15 protein-coding genes and 1 pseudogene are annotated in these 17,239 nt (G+C 72.1%); 6 read left to right on the forward strand and 10 right to left on the reverse strand.

What is annotated here, in order from left to right; all coding sequences use genetic code 11:
- Positions 1 to 20: 20 nt before the first annotated feature.
- Genes ACIBEC_RS21290 through ACIBEC_RS21300 form a run of 3 tightly spaced genes read right to left on the reverse strand, consistent with a single transcriptional unit; the run spans position 21 to position 4,266 of the window.
- The gene (locus ACIBEC_RS21290) at positions 21 to 842 is read right to left on the reverse strand and encodes an HAD family hydrolase (protein WP_360501176.1); all 822 of its coding nucleotides are present in this window, start codon (positions 840 to 842) and stop codon (positions 21 to 23) included.
- Positions 839 to 1,525: a CBS domain-containing protein gene (locus tag ACIBEC_RS21295; protein ID WP_360501173.1), complete on the reverse strand. Its 687-nt coding sequence runs from the start codon at positions 1,523 to 1,525 to the stop codon at positions 839 to 841. The genes ACIBEC_RS21290 and ACIBEC_RS21295 overlap by 4 nt, the downstream gene beginning before the upstream one ends.
- The gene (locus ACIBEC_RS21300; RefSeq protein ID WP_360501170.1) at positions 1,522 to 4,266 is read right to left on the reverse strand and encodes a GNAT family N-acetyltransferase; all 2,745 of its coding nucleotides are present in this window, start codon (positions 4,264 to 4,266) and stop codon (positions 1,522 to 1,524) included. The genes ACIBEC_RS21295 and ACIBEC_RS21300 overlap by 4 nt, the downstream gene beginning before the upstream one ends.
- A 258-nt stretch (positions 4,267 to 4,524) precedes the next feature.
- Between ACIBEC_RS21300 and ACIBEC_RS21305 the strand changes: the two genes are divergently transcribed.
- Positions 4,525 to 5,238, forward strand: a complete 714-nt coding sequence (locus ACIBEC_RS21305) for a pyridoxamine 5'-phosphate oxidase family protein (protein ID WP_360501167.1) — start codon at positions 4,525 to 4,527, stop codon at positions 5,236 to 5,238.
- Between the two features lie 60 nt (positions 5,239 to 5,298).
- Entirely contained in the window at positions 5,299 to 7,752 is a 2,454-nt protein-coding gene (locus ACIBEC_RS21310) for a glycosyl hydrolase family 65 protein (protein ID WP_360501165.1), read from the forward strand.
- A gap of 539 nt (positions 7,753 to 8,291) precedes the next feature.
- Here the strand turns inward: ACIBEC_RS21310 and ACIBEC_RS21315 are convergent.
- The 5 genes from ACIBEC_RS21315 to ACIBEC_RS21335 are packed head-to-tail and all read right to left on the reverse strand — an operon-like array spanning position 8,292 to position 12,882.
- Entirely contained in the window at positions 8,292 to 9,671 is a 1,380-nt protein-coding gene (locus ACIBEC_RS21315; protein ID WP_360501162.1) for a nickel-dependent hydrogenase large subunit, read from the reverse strand.
- The gene (locus ACIBEC_RS21320) at positions 9,668 to 10,471 is read right to left on the reverse strand and encodes an oxidoreductase (protein WP_360501160.1); all 804 of its coding nucleotides are present in this window, start codon (positions 10,469 to 10,471) and stop codon (positions 9,668 to 9,670) included. Before ACIBEC_RS21320 ends, ACIBEC_RS21315 begins: the two co-directional genes overlap by 4 nt.
- Before the next feature lies 1 nt (position 10,472).
- On the reverse strand, positions 10,473 to 11,270 hold the full coding sequence (locus ACIBEC_RS21325; RefSeq protein WP_360501157.1) for an FAD/NAD(P)-binding protein: 798 nt from the start codon (positions 11,268 to 11,270) through the stop codon (positions 10,473 to 10,475).
- Positions 11,267 to 11,731 carry a cyclic nucleotide-binding domain-containing protein gene (locus tag ACIBEC_RS21330; protein WP_360501154.1) on the reverse strand — a complete coding sequence of 155 codons (465 nt, stop codon included), beginning with the start codon at positions 11,729 to 11,731 and terminating at the stop codon, positions 11,267 to 11,269. Before ACIBEC_RS21330 ends, ACIBEC_RS21325 begins: the two co-directional genes overlap by 4 nt.
- On the reverse strand, positions 11,728 to 12,882 hold the full coding sequence (locus ACIBEC_RS21335) for a 4Fe-4S dicluster domain-containing protein (protein WP_360501151.1): 1,155 nt from the start codon (positions 12,880 to 12,882) through the stop codon (positions 11,728 to 11,730). The genes ACIBEC_RS21330 and ACIBEC_RS21335 overlap by 4 nt, the downstream gene beginning before the upstream one ends.
- Positions 12,883 to 13,060: 178 nt before the next feature.
- Here ACIBEC_RS21335 and ACIBEC_RS21340 point away from each other — a divergent pair, with 178 nt between their 5' ends.
- From ACIBEC_RS21340 to ACIBEC_RS21355, 4 genes are all read left to right on the forward strand, one after another.
- Positions 13,061 to 13,570 carry a hydrogenase maturation protease gene (locus ACIBEC_RS21340; protein WP_360501148.1) on the forward strand — a complete coding sequence of 170 codons (510 nt, stop codon included), beginning with the start codon at positions 13,061 to 13,063 and terminating at the stop codon, positions 13,568 to 13,570.
- Positions 13,571 to 13,699: 129 nt separating this feature from the next.
- The gene (locus ACIBEC_RS21345) at positions 13,700 to 13,882 is read left to right on the forward strand and encodes a hypothetical protein (RefSeq protein WP_360501145.1); all 183 of its coding nucleotides are present in this window, start codon (positions 13,700 to 13,702) and stop codon (positions 13,880 to 13,882) included.
- Positions 13,879 to 14,568: a cytochrome b N-terminal domain-containing protein gene (locus ACIBEC_RS21350; RefSeq protein ID WP_360501143.1), complete on the forward strand. Its 690-nt coding sequence runs from the start codon at positions 13,879 to 13,881 to the stop codon at positions 14,566 to 14,568. The genes ACIBEC_RS21345 and ACIBEC_RS21350 overlap by 4 nt, the downstream gene beginning before the upstream one ends.
- The gene (locus ACIBEC_RS21355; protein ID WP_360501140.1) at positions 14,565 to 15,512 is read left to right on the forward strand and encodes a hypothetical protein; all 948 of its coding nucleotides are present in this window, start codon (positions 14,565 to 14,567) and stop codon (positions 15,510 to 15,512) included. Before ACIBEC_RS21350 ends, ACIBEC_RS21355 begins: the two co-directional genes overlap by 4 nt.
- A gap of 30 nt (positions 15,513 to 15,542) precedes the next feature.
- Here ACIBEC_RS21355 and ACIBEC_RS21360 read toward each other — a convergent pair whose 3' ends face one another.
- On the reverse strand, positions 15,543 to 15,977 hold the full coding sequence (locus tag ACIBEC_RS21360; protein ID WP_360501137.1) for a universal stress protein: 435 nt from the start codon (positions 15,975 to 15,977) through the stop codon (positions 15,543 to 15,545).
- A gap of 319 nt (positions 15,978 to 16,296) precedes the next feature.
- Positions 16,297 to 16,956, reverse strand: a pseudogene (locus ACIBEC_RS21365) (HAD-IC family P-type ATPase); the annotation flags it as partial.
- Between the last annotated feature and the right edge of the window lie 283 nt (positions 16,957 to 17,239).

Genomic DNA, 17,239 nt, shown 5'->3' on the forward strand with positions numbered 1-17,239 from the left:
TTGCCCGGCCGAAGGCCCGGTCACGTCCGGACCGGGGTTGAGCGCTGCGGCGACACCTCGATCGCGTCCAGGCCGTGAACCAGCGGAGTATGGCGGCCCACCAACTGCGCTCGCTCGGTGTCCCGGTGGTCGACGGCGACGACCAGGCCTAGCGCGCCCAGCCGCCCGGCTTCGAGGACCACCGCCGTGTCGGCGAGCAGCGCCGCCCGGTCGGGCCGCGCGTGCAGCAGCCGCAACGCAAGCTGGAGCAGGCCGGGATGGGGCGGTCCGGCCAGCCTGTAGTGCTTGGCGTCCTGCCCATCGATACTGACGTCGATCAGATCGCCGAGACCGGCATGGCGCAGCATTTCGCCAGCGCGCCTGCTGGTGGAGATCGCCGCTGTGGCGATCCCTGCGGCTCGCAGGCGCAGCAGCAGCGCCCGGGCGCCCGGGCGTGCCGAAGGGCCCCGGGAGTGCAGGAGTTCGGCGAGGCGCTGGTCCACCTGGCAGGCCAGCAACTGGCGTAGGTCTGCCTCGGCGGGGCCGAGGTGGTCGGCCGCGAGGTCGACCGGGTGGCCTGCCGGGCGGAGAAGCGAGGCCGCGATGTCTTCGTCCAGTAGTCCGAGCAGGTGGGTGATCAGCCCGGACGACGTGGTCGGCACGGGCCACGGGTGGCCGGTGGCCCGGGCGTACTGGGCGGTGAAGGCGTGCAGGGCATCGCCCCAGGCTGCGATCCGCAGTTGCTGGGAGTCCGTGAGTACGCCGTCGGTGTCGAGGGCTACGGCGTCGATATGACGAGGGTCGATGCCGGGCGACGGCTCAGCCAGGCAGGGGAACCGTTCCACGTGCGGGATGCTGATCATGTGCCCGTCCGCCCCTCGGCGTCGTCGATGTCCCAGTGGAGACGGTCGGTGAGATCCGTGAGCCCCGCGATTCGGGCGATGTGCAGGCACAGCGCGGCGGCATCGCTCCGAGTGCGGGTACGGCCGGCCAGAATGACATGGCCGCGCTCGCATCTGACGTGCAGCGAGCTCGGTACGACTCCCGTGCCCGGGGTGAGGGCCACGGTCAGTGCCTCGGTGCGGATCGCCTCGTCGTCGCGCCGCAGGGCGTCCAGGAGATCGTACGGCGAGACCATGCCCACCAGGTGGCCGTCGCCGTCGAGTACCGGCAGGTGGTGCAGCGACTCCCGGCTGACGGTGGCCGCCGTCTCGGTGACGCTCTGAGCGTCCGTCACGGTGACCGCCGGAGCGGTCATCAGGTCCCGGGCGAGGATCTCCTCGGAGCCACGGTGCTCGGCGTAGGCGGTGAGCAGGTCGGAGGCAGCGACGACGCCCGCCACATCACCGCTCGTCGAGACAACGGGCAATACGCCGCGTCGGGAGGCGGTGATGGCCGCGACCATGGTGGCGAAGTCCGTCTCGGGGGTCACGGCGACCGCGGACCGGCTCATGCAGTCGCGGACCCGTGCGCGGCCGGGGACGCGATGGGGTCCGGGATCGGGGAAGGTCTCGGCCGGTGTGCCGTCGAGGATGCTGTGGTTCATGGTTCTCGGACCTCCTCTGCTGCCGCGGGCGTGCGCAGGCGTCGCAGGTAGGGGTCGAAGGACGGCCGCGGCTCCAGACGGATCCGGGCGTCCACGCCGAGCACGCCGTCGGGCCGGGCGATCAGCGGGTTGAGGTCAGCCTCGGCGAGCTGCGGCAGGTCGGCGGCCATCCGGGAGAGCCCCGCGAGGACGCCCTCGACACCCGTCAGGTCGACCGCCGCCGCGCCGTGCCGGCCGAACAGCAGCGGGGTGCTGCGCAGTTCGGTGACCATCGCCTTGAGGTCCGGCTCGGTCAGCGGGGCCAGGCGGGCCGTGCGGTCGTCGAGGACGTCGGTGGCGGTGCCGCCGAGCCCGAAGGCGATCAGTGGGCCGAAGACCTGGTCCTGGACAATTCCGGCGAACAGTTCGAGGCCGGGCGCGGCCATCGGCTGGACCACCACGCCGGTCAGCCGCCCACCGAAGCGCTCGGTGAACTCACGGTAGGCGTCGCGAACTTCACTGTCCCGGGCGAGGCCGGTGCGGACGGCTCCGAGCTCGCTCTTGTGTACCAGTCCTGGCCAGTACGCCTTCAGCGCGACCTTGCCGTCGTGTCCGAGCTGCCGCAGCGCCTCGGCGGCGATGACGGTTCCGTGCTCGTCCGGCGCCCAGATCGAGGTGGTGAGCGGCAGGCCGTAGCAGTCGAGGAGTTCGGCCGTCAGCGCCGGGTCGAGCCAGCCTCCCTCGGGGTGGGTCGCGAGGAATCCGTCCACGATCAGTCGGGCGGAGTCCGGGTCGCAGTCGGGAACGGTCACCTCCGCGCCGGGCGGCTCGGCCAGCCGGCGGGCCCGGTCGCGGGCGTGCGCGAGAGCGCGCGCGGCGGCCTGGGGCTCGGCGTACGCGGGGATACGTCCGCCGTCGGCGCAGTCCAGGTAGCGCACCGGGACTTCCTGGCTGAGCACGACGGCCGCGATCGGGAGGCGGCGACGGCCCCGGCCGTCGAGCAGGACACGGACCAGGTCCTGCTCGGGCTCGGTGGTCAGGGCGGTCGGGGCCAGGCAGACCAGCAACGCGTCCGCGCTCCTGCTGCGCTCCAACACGTCCAGACAGCCCGCCAGCTCGGCGGGCCCCACGCCGGCTGTGGTGTCCAGCGGATTCGCGGCCGAGGCGCCGTCCGGAAGCAGGTCGCGCAGCTCCGCCGCGACGTCGGCGGGAAGCTCGGGCTGGGGAAGCCCGGCATCGGCGCACGCGTCGGCCGCCAGGATGCCGATGCCGCCCGCGTTGGACACCACCACGACCGCGCCGCGCGGCGCCGGCAGCGGCTGGGCGCGCAACAGCGCTGCCGTCTCGACGAGTTCGCCGATACTGCGGGTCGCGGTGATGCCCGCCTGGCGGAACAGGGCTTCGCGGGTGACCGTCGGGGTGGCGGCGGCAGCGGTGTGCGAGGCGGCGCCCCGGCGCCCGGCGGCGGAGCGGCCGGCGTCGACTGTGAGGATCGGAATCCTGCGGGTGACCCGGCGGGCGGTGCGGGAGAAGGCGCGCGGGTTGCCGAAGGACTCCAGGTGCAGCAGCGCCAGGTCGGTGCGGCCGTCGCTCTCCCACCACTGCAGCAGGTCGTTGCCGCTGACGTCGTACTTGTCTCCGAGCGAGACGAAGCTGGAGACGCCGATGCCCAGCCAGGTCAGGCGTTCCAGCAGCGCGATCCCGACGCCGCCCGACTGCACTGCCACCCCGGCGGTGCCCGGCAGCGGCCATACCGCGCCGAACTCCGCGTCCAGCCGGACCGTCGGGTCGGTCAGCGCGATGCCCAGGCTGTTCGGGCCCACCAGCCGCATCGAGTACCGGCGGCACACGTGCATCAACTGTCTTGCGGTACCGGCACCCAGACCTGCCGTGAGGACCACCAGCGCCCGAACCCCGGCCCGGCCGCACTCCTCGGCGGCGCCCGCCACGGCGACCTCCGGCACGGCCAGCACCGCGAGTTCCGGGGTGCCGGGCAGCGCGCTCAGTGCCGGGTAGGCGGTCTCGCCGGCGACCTCCTCGGCGTACGGGTTGACCACCCACAATTCGCCCGTGAAGCCCGCCCGGCGGATCTTCAGCAGCACGCTCTGCCCGACCGATCCCGGTCGGCGCGAGGCGCCCACCACCGCGACCGAGGCCGGCCGCAACAGGGCGCCGAGGCTGGCGACGTCGGCGGCGCGACCCCGTTCCTCCACGGCCTCGCGGTAGTGCTCGTCGCTCTCGTCCAGCGGGACGCGGACCCGGACTTCACCTTGTTCGAGGTGGCGGTGGACCGGCAGGCCCAGGTCGGAGAAGACCCGGTGCACGGCCAGGTTGCCCGCCAGCGTGTCGGCCTCGAAGGTACGGATGCCGTGCTCGTGGGCCTCATGGATCAAGTGCTCCAGCAGCAGCGTGGCGACACCCCGGTGCTGCCAAGCGTCCGCGACCGTGATGGCCAGTTCCCCCGTGTCCGGTCGCTCCTCGACCCTCTCGTAGTCGGCCTCCCCGACCAGGTCGCCGCCGACCCACACGCCCAATGCGCGAACCCCCGCCTCCGACGGGCCGCACAGCCGGTCGGCCGCCAGCTGCGGGGCGCGACGGCTGGCACCGAAGAAACGCAGCCTGCGACTCTCCTCCGACATCCGCGTGGCATGCAGGTCGAGAACCGCCTGGTGGTCCGGCGGCCCGATCGGCCTGATCGCGACAGTGGTGCCGTCGGAGAGCAGCGCCTCGACGGTGGACGGTCGGTGCTGAGCGGTGGACATGGCCACTCCTCGGTGCCGGGGCATGGCGAGCCGTACACCTCCACCATCCAAGCGCATGAGCAGCTCGAACAGGGCCGGTCGGCCCCGACCACCGGGCTTCCGGGCCACACCTGGCGACGATGGGCGTGCGGCCCCGTCCGGGAGGCCCGACCGGCCCTCCCGCCAGTGGCTTCGTGTGCGGACACTGGAAGGTGCATCGGTGGCCGCCACCCACGGGGGTCGGTGGCCTTCGGAGGCAGCTACCCGAGGGAGCAGACCATGTCCGCGAAGCCCACAGGCGCAACGCCTGTCACCGCCCAACCAGGCCATCCCGGCGACGTGGGACGACGGATCGCCCAGCGCAGGTCCCAGCTCGGGCTCAGCCGCGAGGAGACGGCCCGGCGGGCCGGTATGGCGGTGGAGTACCTGGAGCATCTGGAATCGTCGCCTGCCACCGTCGAAGCCGGTTCGCTCACCAGGCTGGCCGGCGCCCTGGGCACCTCCGCCCGGCAGCTGCTCGGTGGCGACCTCGACCGGCCGCCCGGCCGTGCGGCCGCAGCCGCGCATCCGGTGCTGAAGGAGCTGGCCGCCTCCGAATGCTGGGCCAAACTGGCGCCCGGCGGGGTCGGCAGGGTCGCCCTGACCGCACCCGAAGGACCCGTCGTCCTGCCGGTCAACTACCGGGTGCTGGACGGCACCTTGATCTTCCGCACCGCCGTCGGAGGAACGCCGGCCTCCACCGTCGGCAGCCGCGTCGCCTTCGAGGTCGACCAGGTCGACGAGGCGCTGCGCACCGGCTGGAGTGTCCTCGTGGTCGGCGCAGCGACCCCCTTCGACGAGCCGGAGGCGATCGAGCACCTCATCCGTCGCGGCGCCCCGGACCCCTGGGCCGGCGGAGTGCGCGACGTGTGGGTGCGGATCAAGCCGTCCACTGTCACCGGGCGCACCATCTCGACCTCGGACACGGCGCCGCAGGCGGACCGAGAGCCCTGAAAGGGCAGCGACGCCAAGCAGTCCGCACACTGTGAACAAGCCGAGCGCCAAGGAGGCCAGGTGGACGCGGACGACACGGTGGAATCCATCGCCGCTGCGGCGCGTGCCACGACACTTCCCGGGGTCGGCTCCGCGATGCCCGATCCCTGGACGCTGCGGTACGGGGGTTTCGTTGCTGCTCAGGAGGGCGTCCGCGAGGCCCTGTGTGCCGTGGGGAACGGCTACCTGGCCACCCGCGGCGCCGCCCCCGAGTCCCGCGCGGACGGCGTCCACTACCCCGGCACCTACTTGGCGGGCTGCTACGACCGCGCCTCCTCGACGATCGCGGGCCGCACGGTCGACAACGAGGACCTCCTGAACTGTCCCAACTGGCTCCCGCTGACCTTTCGGCCCGCCGGCGGCAACTGGTTCACCGGCCCGCCCGCCGAGCAGCGCCTGGAGCTGGACCTGCGGCGCGGCGTGCTCACCCGGCACGCGCTCGTGGTGGACGCCCGGGGTCGCCGTACCCGGCTGGTGCAGCGCCGGATCGCCAGCCAGGCCCAGCCTCACCTGGCGGCGCTGGAGACCACGCTGGTGCCGGAGAACTGGTCCGGACGCCTGGAGGTCCGCTCGGCACTGGACGGTACGGTGGCCAACACCGGCGTTGCTCGTTACGCGGGATTGACCAGTCGGCACCTCGCTGCAGTCGCTCAGGGTTCGGAGGGCGACGGCCTGCTCTGGCTCGAGGTCACGGCCATCGGATCGCCGCTGCACATCGCGCTCGCCGCCCGCACCCGGGTGCACCAGGCGGGCCAACCGGTCGAGGTCGCCCGAACCGAGGAGATCCGGGAGTGCCACCCGTCCCAGCTCCTCACCCTGCATGCCACCGCCGGCCTGTCGGTCACCGTCGAGAAGACCGTTGCCGTGTACACCTCCCGCGACCACGCGATCGGCGCACCGCTGCGGGCCGCGAGGCTGCTCGCCGCCGACGCCGCCGACTTCGACCACCTCCTGGACGAACACGCATTGCGCTGGGCCGAGTTGTGGCGCCGCTGCCGGATCGATGCGGACTTCGACGGCATCGGCCAGGTGCGCCTGAACCTCTTCCACCTGCTCCAGACGTACTCCGAGCACGCCACCGACCTCGATGTCGGCATCCCCGCCCGGGGCCTGCACGGCGAGGCCTACCGCGGCCACGTCTTCTGGGACGAGCTGTTCGTCCTGCGGCTGCTCAACCTGCGCTTGCCCGAGCTCGCACGGGCCGTCCTGCTGTACCGCTACCGCCGTCTCGACGCCGCCCGACAGGGCGCCCGCGAGTCGGGCCGCCACGGAGCGATGTACCCGTGGCAGAGCGCCGACGACGGCCACGAGGAGTCCCCGCAGCTGCACCTCAACCCGCTCTCCGGACGCTGGCTGCCCGACCACAGCCACCTGCAGCGCCACGTCGGCTCGGCCGTCGCCTACAACGTCTGGCAGTACTACCAGGCCACCGGCGACCTTGACTTCCTGGCATCCACCGGCGCCGAGATGCTGCTGGAGATCGCCCGCTACTGGGCCTGCGCCTCGAGCTGGAATCCGGCGCGAGCGCGGTACTCGATCCGCGGCGTCCTGGGACCCGACGAGTACCACGACGCCTACCCGTGCGCAGCTGAGCCCGGACTGGACGACAACGCCTACACCAACGTGCTGGCCTCCTGGGTGCTCACCCGCGCCCTCGACACGGTGGACCTACTCCCGGACTACCGCCGCGAGGAACTGCTGGAGCGCCTCGCCCTGGGCCGCGAGGAACTGGAGCACTGGCGCGACGTCAGCCGTCGCCTCTTCGTCCCCTTCCACGACGGCGTGCTCAGCCAGTTCGACGGCTACGAACGCCTGGCCGAACTCGACTGGGAGGCCTACCGGCGCCGCTACCCGGACCTGCGCAGACTCGACCGGATCCTCGAGGCGGAAGGTGACAGCGTCAACCGGTACAAGGCGTCCAAGCAGGCCGACGTCCTGATGCTCTGGTACCTCTTCTCCGCCCACGAGGTGCGCGACCTGCTGCGCCGCCTCGGCTACCCCGCCGGACACGAGCTGCTGCGCCGCACGGTCGGCTACTACCTGCGGCGCACCGTGCACGGCTCGACCCTCAGCTCGGTGGTGCACGCCTGGGTGCTCACCCGCTCCGACCGCAGGGCCTCCTGGCGCTACTTCCGCGACGCGCTGGGCGCCGACCTGCACGACATCCAGGGCGGCACCACCGCCGAGGGCATCCACCTCGGCGCCATGGCCGGCGCCGTCGACCTGCTCCAGCGCTGCTACACCGGCCTGGAGATCCGCGAGGACGCCCTGTGGCTCGACCCCCACCTCCCCTCGGCGATCGGCCGCCTCGAACTGGAGCTGCGCTACCGGGGCCACTGGGGAGTCGTGGTCACCACCGACCACCGGACGGTCACCGTGAGCCTGCGGGAGGGCCATCAGAACCCGGTCCAGGTCCGCTTCAGGGGATCAGCGACCACCATCCGGCCCGGCGAAAGCCACCTCTTCACCCTGTGAGGCCACAGCCGCGCGGGCCGGCCCCAGGTCCTGGGGCGGTCGGCCCTACTCGTTCCGGCTCCTTCTCCTTACCGTGGGAGCAGGGGCCTGACAGGACCAGGGCTACCGCACCCGGTAGAGGAAACATGACAATCGCCGACCGGGATCAGCCGATCGTCTTTGGCGTCGGTGCCCGCGGCCCGGTGATCACCGTGTCGTCCCCGCGCCGGGACGGGCTCTGACATGCCCGGCAACGGCCCCGAGCCGCGGCGGCAGTCCACGGTCGCCAGGACGGCCGAGGAACCCGGCTCTCCCGATTCGCGCAGCCTCGCCGCCGCGAGAGTGAAGACGAAAATCCCACGCCCTTAACGACACCTCGGACGACCACCCTACGGCGCTGCCCGACTGGCGCTTCCTGCTTCACCGTCAAGGCCGGTCCTCCACGGGGCTGTACGGCGGGGACATACGGCTGGCTTCATTACAGGGCGTTGTGACGAGCCCGTCCCACGGCCACGCCGTGGCCCTGCCCGGGACTGCCCCATTCGCCGCAACGCGCGACGTCAGCGGGCGAGTCCGGTCCGGTCGACAGTGAGGTCGAGGAAGTGGGCCGAGCAGGAGATGCACGGGTCGTGGTTGCGGATCGCCCGTTCGCACAGGGCGGTCAGTTCGGCGTCGGTGGGCTCACCAACCGCCATGCGCTCCCGGACCAGGCGGCGCAGGTCCTCCTCGATCGCCCCCTGGTTCTGCGCGGTGGGCGGAACCAGCGAGGCGTCGGTGACGGTCCCTTGCGCGTCGAGCGTGTAGCGGTGGTAGAGCAGGCCGCGCGGTGCCTCGGTCGCACCGTGGCCGGTGCCGGCGCGCGGCGGCACGTCCACGCAGGGGCGCGGCGGCGGCTCGTAGGCGTCGATGAGGCGCAGGGCCTCGTCGACGGCGTAGAGCACCTCGACGGCGCGGACGATGATGCTGCGGAACGGGTTTCGGCAGACCGTGCCCTGTCGGGGGTCGCCGAGTCCGGCGTCCTGGGCGGCCTGGAGGGCGAGCGGGGAGAGCCAGTGTCCGCTGATCGCGTAGCGGGCGAGCGAGCCGGTCAGGTGACGGCGGCCGTCCAGCCGGGAGTGCAGGGCGGTGGAGTGCGGCACCTGGTGTTCGATGACGTGGTCGCCGAATTCGTGGACGGCGAACGTGCGGGCGGGCAGCGCGCGGTCGCTGTCGGCGCTCAGTGCGGCGGCCTGCGGGGCCGGCATGACTGTGGGCGTGCCGGACTCGATGGCGTAGGTGCCGGGCTCCGCCAGCGCGAGCAGGTCGTGGTCGCACCCGGCGTCGGGGAACTCGAAGCCGGCCACCCAGCGCACGGTCTGCTCGGCGTCGTCCCGAGCCCAGCGCAATCGCTCGGCCAGCGGCCGCAGTTCGGCCGAGGTGGGGACGCGGTGGAAGCCGCCGAGGCGGACGTTGACGGGGTGGATCGCCCGGCCGCCGAGCAGTTCGAGGATCGCATTGCCGGCTTGCTTGAGCCGCAGTCCGCGCTCGACGTCGGCGCGGTGGGTGCGGGCGAGGTCGATGGCGCTGTCGCGGCCGAGGAAGTCGGGGGCGTGGAGGAGGTGGATGTGCAGGGTCTGGCTCTCGATCCACTCGCCGCAGTAGAGCAATCGGCGCAGTGCGGCGAGCTGCCCGTCCACGACAACGCCACAGGCGTCCTCGACCGCGCGGCAGGCGCTCAGCTGGTAGGCGACCGGGCAGATCCCGCAGACCCGGGAAGTGATGTCGGGCGGCTCGGTGTGGGAGCGTCCGCGTAGGAACGCCTCGAAGAAGCGCGGCGGTTCGTAGATCGCCAGCCGGGCCTCGGTGACCTGACCACCGTCCAGGTTCAGGTGCAGCGCGGTCTCGCCCTCCACGCGGGCGAGCGAGCCGACGTGCAGCACCCTGGATCCGCGGTGGGTCACCGGAGTTCCTCCTTGCGGGAGGCCGCGTCGAACTCCTCGGCGGCAGTGTTGAAGGTGCGCAACACGCGCACCACGTCGAGGGTGTCCATGCCGTCACGGCGCAGTAGCGGGATGAAGGCGGGGAAGTTGGTGGAGTTGGAGGGGCCGAAGCAGCCGTAGCAGCCGCGCCCGAACGTCGGGCAGAGCGCGCCGCACCCGGCGTGGGTGACCGGACCCAGGCAGGGGGTGCCATGGGCCACCGTCACACAGGTGGTGCCGCGTTGCTTGCACTCGAAGCACACGCTGTGGTCGGGTACGCCGGGCTTGCGGCCGGCCAGGTAGGCGGTGATGACCTCCAGCAGCTGGCCCCGGTCGATGGGGCAGCCGCGCAGCTCGAAGTCGACGGGGACGTGGGCGCTGATTGGCGTGGAGGTGGCGAGCGTGGCGACGTAGTCGGGCCTGGCGTAGACAACGGCCTGGAACCCGGCGACGTCGGCGTAGTTGCGCAGCGCCTGGACGCCTCCGGCGGTCGCGCAGGCGCCGATGGTCACCAGTCGGCGGGAGACGGCTCGGACGTGCTGGATCCGCTCGACGTCCTGCGGCGTGGTGACCGAGCCCTCGACCAGCGACAGGTCGTACGGGCCCGGCGCGATCACGCTGGACGCTTCGAGGAAGTGCGCGATGTCGATCTTCTCGGCGATGCCGAGGAGTTCGTCCTCGCAGTCCAGCAGGGTGAGCTGGCAGCCGTCGCAGGAGGCGAACTTCCACACGGCGAGTTTCGGGCGTCGATCGGTGTCGGCCGGCACATCCTCGATGGGCACGCTACAGCTCCCGGACCATGAGCAGGGGTTCGGCACGGGTCCAGCTGACGACGGGGCCGTCGCGGCAGAGCAGCAGGGGGCCGAGCTGGCAGTGGCCGCAGTGCCCGGTGCCGCAGTGCATGGTGCGTTCCAGCGAGACCCGGATCCGGTCCGGGTCGACGCCTCGGTGCACCAGGTCGTCGGCGGTGGCGCGGATCATCGGCTCGGGGCCGCAGATGAACGCCGTTGTCCGCGGCGGGTCGAAGGCGGCCCGGTCGATCAGGGTCGTGACCACGCCGACCTCGCCCGTCCATGCGGGGTCGGGGCGGTCCACGGTGGCCAGGACGCGGGCCGCCGCCTGCCAGGGCTCGTCGGGGTAGAGCAGTTCGCCGGGTGCCCGTGCTCCGATCAGGACGTTCAGCCGACCGTAACGCTCGGGTTCGGCGAGCGCGGCCAGGACGAGCGGGCGCAGCGGTGCCAGACCGATGCCTCCGGCCACCACCAGCAGGTCGCGCCCGGCCGCCTCGGGCAGCTCCCAGCCGGTGCCGAAGGGGCCGCGCACTCCGACGGTCAGGCCGGGCCGCACACCGTGCAGCGCGCCGGAGACCGCCCCGACGGCGCGGACGGTGTGGGTCAGGCGGTGGCCGTCGATTCCGGAGACCGACAGCGGGATGTCGCCGACACCGAAGGCGTACACCATCGCGAACTGCCCTGGTGTGAAAGGCGGCAGGGCTGTGCGGACGGGCTGCAGGACGATCGTGGCGGTGTCGGGTGTGTCGGCCGGGTGTGCCACCACCCGGTACGGGACGGGCGCCGTCATGGCGTCCCGCCGCCGCTACCCGGAGGCCCGTACAGGTCCAGCAGGCGGGTGCGGGTCGCCTTCAAACGGCGGGCGATCACCTGAGCGACGCAGTGCGTGAGCGCCAGGCCGAAGGCGGGGTCCTCGTCGTACACGACGCGAACCAGCTCCGCGTCGAACTCGTACGCCGTGACGTCATCGCGGCACTGCGCGCCAAGGTGCCACCGGTAGGGCTCGAACAGCCAGGACCAGCCGAGCAGTTCACCTTGCCCGAGGGTCTCCACGACGGCCGCGCGGCGGCCGGGGACGTGGACGTCGAGCGCGACCAGCCCGGAGCGGACGATCCAGAACCGGTCGGCCGTGCCGCCCTCCTCGAAGATGCGGGTGCCGCCGGGGAAGGACGCCTCGTGGGCGAAGGCGAGCAGCCGGTCGCGGTGGGCGGGCGTGAGGGCGCCGAGGAAGCCGTGGCGGACGACGGTCATCCCGTTGCCTCCCCTGACGAGCCCCGCTCGCGTTCCCGGTTCAGCGCGTGGGCCTCCTCGGTGATGTCGATGCCGACCGGGCACCACACGATGCAGCGCCCGCAGCCGACGCAGCCGGAACTGCCGAACTGGTCGTACCAGGTGCCGAGTTTGTGGGTGGCCCACTGCCGGTAGCGACTGCGTGGGGAGTCCCGGACCGGGCCGGTCGGCAGGTGGGTGAAGTCCCGGTCGAAGCAGGACTCCCAGTGCCGCCACCGCTCGGCGTGATCGCCGGTCAGGTCGGTGACGTCCTCGGCGGTGGTACAGAAGCAGGTCGGGCAGACCATCGTGCAGTTGCCGCAAGTCAGGCAACGGGCCGTCACGTCGTCCCACCGCTCGGCGTCCAAGGTCTCGCGCATCAGCACCTGGAGGTCCACCAGCGGCATCGACCGGCCCATCCGATCGGCCGCCTCGGCGACCCGGTCCCGGGCCGCCGTCCGGGTGGCGGTGTCGGCGACGCGGCTGGGCAGTTCCGCGAGCACCGCCTCGCCTTCCCCACTCCCGGCTCGCACCAGGAAGCGGTGGCCGTCGGCGTCGAGCACCTCGGTCAGCGCCAGGTCGAAGCCCGGCCCCACAGCCGGCCCGGTCCCCATCGACACGCAGAAGCAGGTGGCGCCGGGTTCAGTGCACTCCACCGCCACCAGGAACGCCCCTGTCCTGCGTCCCCGGTACCCCGGGTCGGCGTGCCGCCCGCCGGTCAACACCCGGTCCTGCACCGCGATGGCCCGCAGATCGCAAGGGCGTACCCCCAGGAAGGCGTACGACGGCGACGGGGTCGCTTCCGGCGTGATCACCAGCTCGCCGTCGGCGGTGCGGTCGGCCCGCCACTCCCGCACCCGTGGCGGGTGCAGGAAGGTCTTCCAGGACTGCGGACCCGCACTGTGCGCGAACGCCGCACCGTCCTCGCGGGCAACCAGCCGATAGGTTCCGGCCTCCAGCTCGACCCCCCAGCCGTACGGGAGCTCCGCGCCGCCTGAGATCTCGGCGAGCACGATGGCACCGTCGCGGACGGTAGGCCCGATGACCGTGCGGCCACGCGCGGCGAGAACGGCGACGAGTGCATCCAGGCCGTCCTTGTCGATCACCGCCACAACGCCGTCGTCGTCCGCCATCCGCCAACCTCCGTGCGCCGATGCTGGTGCCCTCCGGCCCAGTATGGACAGGACCGGGAACCGTGCATGCGGCGACGATCAGCGGTGTGGTCCAGATGGCGCAGTCCTTCCCCCGTGCGAACCCCACGCAGGCTCAGCCAGGCTGGCCGGCGGATTGGACGGGGAAGGGAGAGGCACCATGGACGTCGCTTCGCGGATCATCGTCATCGGTGTGGGCAACGAGTACCGCCGCGACGACGGCGTGGGCTGGGCAGTCTTGGCCCGGCTCGCCGAACAAGCCGAGCAACGGCCGTTGCCCGGCAGCCCAGTGCTACGGGTGTGCGACGGCGACCCCGCCCGGCTCATCGGCCGGTGGGAGGACGCCGACCTCGCCATCGTGGTCGACGCGGCACACGCCCACCCCGGCTGCCCCGGCCGCGTCCACCGCCTGGAGCTCGATGCGGAGCGGCTGCCCCGGTCCGGCGGCACGACGAGCTCCCACGGCCTCGGGCTCGGCGAGGCCGTCGAACTCGCCCGCGTCCTGGACCGCCTGCCTCGGCGGCTGGTCGTCTACGCCGTCGAAGGAGCCGACACCACGCTGGGCCCTGGGCTGTCGACCCCGGTCGCGGCCGCCGTGGAACCACTCGTCCGACGGATCGTGAAAGACCTCGCGCCGCACCGCGATCCTGCAGCCGGCCGAAGGGGCTAAACCCTGGCACCCGCCGAACAAGCCTGATCGCTTGCGAGGTGCGCCGTTCGGCTCATCGCCGGCGTGCCGGTTGCGTCACCGGGGGTGAGACTGACGTCGAATCAGTCCTGGAAGGAGCCGGAGCCGGCAATGACTGTGACACGCGCGCACGGCGCGCTGGCGGCGCCCATCGACCTCAATCACACCGGGCACTACGTTCACTGGGGCGTGGTGCAGATCTCGGTGGCGAACCTGGTGGTCATCGGCCTGATGGTGCTGGTCTTCGTGGCGGCGGTGCTGCTGCCGTTCCCCAAGGGGCGCGGACGCCGATGAGCAGCTCAGGAGCGTCGTCCGCACAGCCGGACGAGGGCCTCGATCATTCCGGCGGGTGGACCGGGGCGGTGCGCCGCTACGCCCTACGCACCCTGCCCCCAGAGAAGCTGCTGCCCGACAGCCAGCCCGCGTACATGGCCTCGTGGATCTACGTCTTCGGCGTGCTCACCGTGTCGTCCCTGGTCGTGGTGGTGGCCACCGGGTGCGTGCTCGCGCTGGAGGGGCCCGGTTGGTGGCACGCGTCGAGCGTCGGCAAGTACGTCAACAGCCTCCACCTGTGGAGCGTGGAGCTGTTCATGTTCGTCATGGTGATCCACCTGTGGGGCAAGTTCTTCATGGCCGCCTGGCGCGGCCGGCGGGCGATGACGTGGATGACCGGAGCGGTCTGCTTCCTCGCCTCGATCGGCACGGCGTTCACGGGCTATCTGGTGCAGCAGAACTTCGACTCGCAGTGGATCTCCGGGCAGGCCAAGGACGGCCTCAACTCGGTCGGTATCGGCGCCTGGTTCAATGTCCTGGACTTCGGCCAGATGCTGATGTGGCACATCGTGCTGCTCCCACTCGTTCTGGGGCTGCTGACGGCCTGGCACGTCCTGCTGGTCCGGCGCCGGGGAATCGTCCCCCCGATCGACGCCGTCACGCCGCACCCGGGTGAGCAGTCTGCTGCGTCCGAGGCCCGGCCGTGAGCCCGCACAAGCACCGGGCTGCGGAACCCGAGTCCGCCACATTCCCCACCCGCCCGTACGACCTGCTCAAAGAGTTCACCGTCGCGCTGGTCGTGGTCGCGGTGCTGACCGCGGGCCTGGCGGCCCTGTTCTCCTCCCCGGACGAGAAACCGATCACGCTCGCCTCCTGGTCCGCCGCTGCCCCGAACGACTTCACCGCCACCGCGGTCGCCGAACTCGGCGGTACCAGCACGACGGCGCAATACGGCCCGCCGTACAACAACACTCCGGGCGCCGGCCAGAAGATCGGGCCGGTCGGCCTGCAGCGGGCCGGCGGGGTCCGCATCCCGGTCGACACCGCCGAGGACTTCGTACTGCAACCGCTGCGGCAGGCCCCGGAACCGCCGGACGTCACCGCCGCGCTCGCCGCCTGGACCTCGGCGCCGGCCGACAGGCAGCAGGCGTGGACCTCCGCGTACTCCGACGCGCTCGGCAAGGCTCCGGACGGAGACCCGGCGCAGGTCGCACCCGGCGACTACGGCCCTGTGCCGGTGCTGACCGGCCGTCTGCTCACGCTCGCCCAAGCCGGGGGCCTCGACGGCCAACTGCTGGCCGAAGGAGGGCTCTTCTACCAGACCGACTACACCCGCCCGATGCTCTTCCTCGCCGACGGCTCCTACCTGGCCGACCAGGCCACCGCGCAGCACCTGGCCGGCGACCAGTGGGGCATGATGAACGAGACCGGGAACTTCCCCGGACAGGCATGGCTGTGGCTGTACACCTTCTGGTACCAGATCGACCCGTTCAAGAGCTCGACGAACGCGGATGCCCTCATCTGGGCGCTGATGGCGGTGCTCAGCCTCGCCCTCGTCCTGGTGCCGTTCATCCCCGGAGTCCGGTCGATTCCCCGCTGGACGAGGGTGTACCGCCTGATCTGGCGCGACCACTACCGCGCGCAGCCATAGCCGCGACGGCCATCGGCCCGGTCAGCCCGCTCAGTTGCGGAACACGACGACCGGGCAGTGCGCGTGCTGCACGCAGTGCTGACCCACCGAACCCAGCAGAGCGCCGGAGAACCCGCCGTGACCCCGGCTGCCCACCACGAGCAGTTGCGCCTTGTCTGCCCTCTCCAGGAGCACCTCAGCGGCATTGCCGAGGACGACGCTCTCCCGGATCTCCACCGGCGGGCTGTCCCCGACCACCTCGGCCACCGCCTGGGCGAGCATCTGGCCGGTGGCATCGGCGAGCTCGGGGTCCAGCCCGGTCATCCCCCACCCGTACATCGACGGATACGCCCAGCAGGCGACCGCGTCCACGACGGCGCCGGTCAGCCGGGCCTGGTCCACCGCCCAGCGCAGCGCCTGCTTCGACGACGGCGAGCCGTCGACTCCGACCACTATCCGGCGTCCTGCCGGAATTTCAGTACCCATCTCGCACCTCGCACCTCGGTTGCCAGCCCCACACTGCTCCTACCAGGTCGGAGTCGCCCAGGGGCGTCGGCCGGCTCACCTCCAGCGTCGCTGGATGGGCCAGCCGCCGGGAGGGCCGGTCGGCCCCGTCGGGCAGGCCCCGTGGGCCTGGAGCCGACTGGGGCGGATCGGCCCTGTTCGAGATTCACGGCGCACGCTGAGGCAGGTGTCCCGCCCGGACGCCGGAGTCACCGTCACCTGCGGTCTCCCGCTCGCCGACGGGGTTGATCGTGTCCGGGCTGCCTCGCGAATCAGGGCGGGACCTACGAGCCGGGCGGACTCAGCCGGTCAGCGAGAAGTAGTTCTCCTCTTCCTGGGCGAACTGCAGGCGCAGCACGGCGTGCAGGCCGTAGAGCGTGCCGAGCAGGTCGTCGACCTGGTCGGGCCGCAGGCTGCCGTCGGCCTCGGCCTGTTCCAGGTGGGTGGCGATCCGCCGGGCGAGGAGGGCGATCTCGGCGTGGGTGCGGCTCATGGTGGCGGTGGCCTCGGAGGAGGCGGTGGAGCCGCGCACGCCCATGGCCACGCCAATATCGGCGGCGGCGAGCGCAGGGGCGTCGTTGACGCCGTCGCCGACCATCGCGGTAACGGCGCGGGCCCGCTCCGCGCGCACGGCGGCGACCTTGTCAGAGGGGCTCTGGCGGGCGGCGACGCCGTCCAGACCGAGTACGGCGGCGACCTCCCGGGCGGCGCGCTCATGGTCGCCGGTGAGCATGACCAGCCGCCGCAGCCCTGCCTCGCGAAGCCGCCGAAGGGTTCGCGGTGTGTCCTGGCGCACGGGGTCGCGCAGCAGTAGCGCACCGGCCGGCTTACCGTCCACGGCCAGCCACACGACTGCCGCGCCGTCCAGGGCAGCCCGGTTACGGACAGTACGCGCCCATGCGGGCGGTTCGGCGGGCAGGTCCACCCGGCCGACCCGGAGGTGCCGGCCTGGACCCGGCCCGCCACAAGGCCCTGCTCGCCGTCGCCTCCCACTGCACTGTCCACAACACACTCCGCCAGCCACCAGCCGTGGAGATCGCACTGAACCCTTTGGCCCGCCGGAATGACCGCGTCAATGCTCTCTGAATTGCAGGACGCAGCGACAAGCGCGTTCACCGTCCGGTCAAGCGCCCGGACAAGACCACGGCGTGAGCTGCCCCGAGTTTCGTAGAGTCCGCGATTGTGTGATCAAGCGGCCTGCGGGGCTTCCTCCAGGCTCGCCCAGTACGCCTGCTCGTATTCGT

The sequence above is a fragment of the Kitasatospora sp. NPDC051164 genome (assembly GCF_044455625.1).
In the GTDB taxonomy this organism is placed as follows: Bacteria; Actinomycetota; Actinomycetes; order Streptomycetales; family Streptomycetaceae; genus Kitasatospora.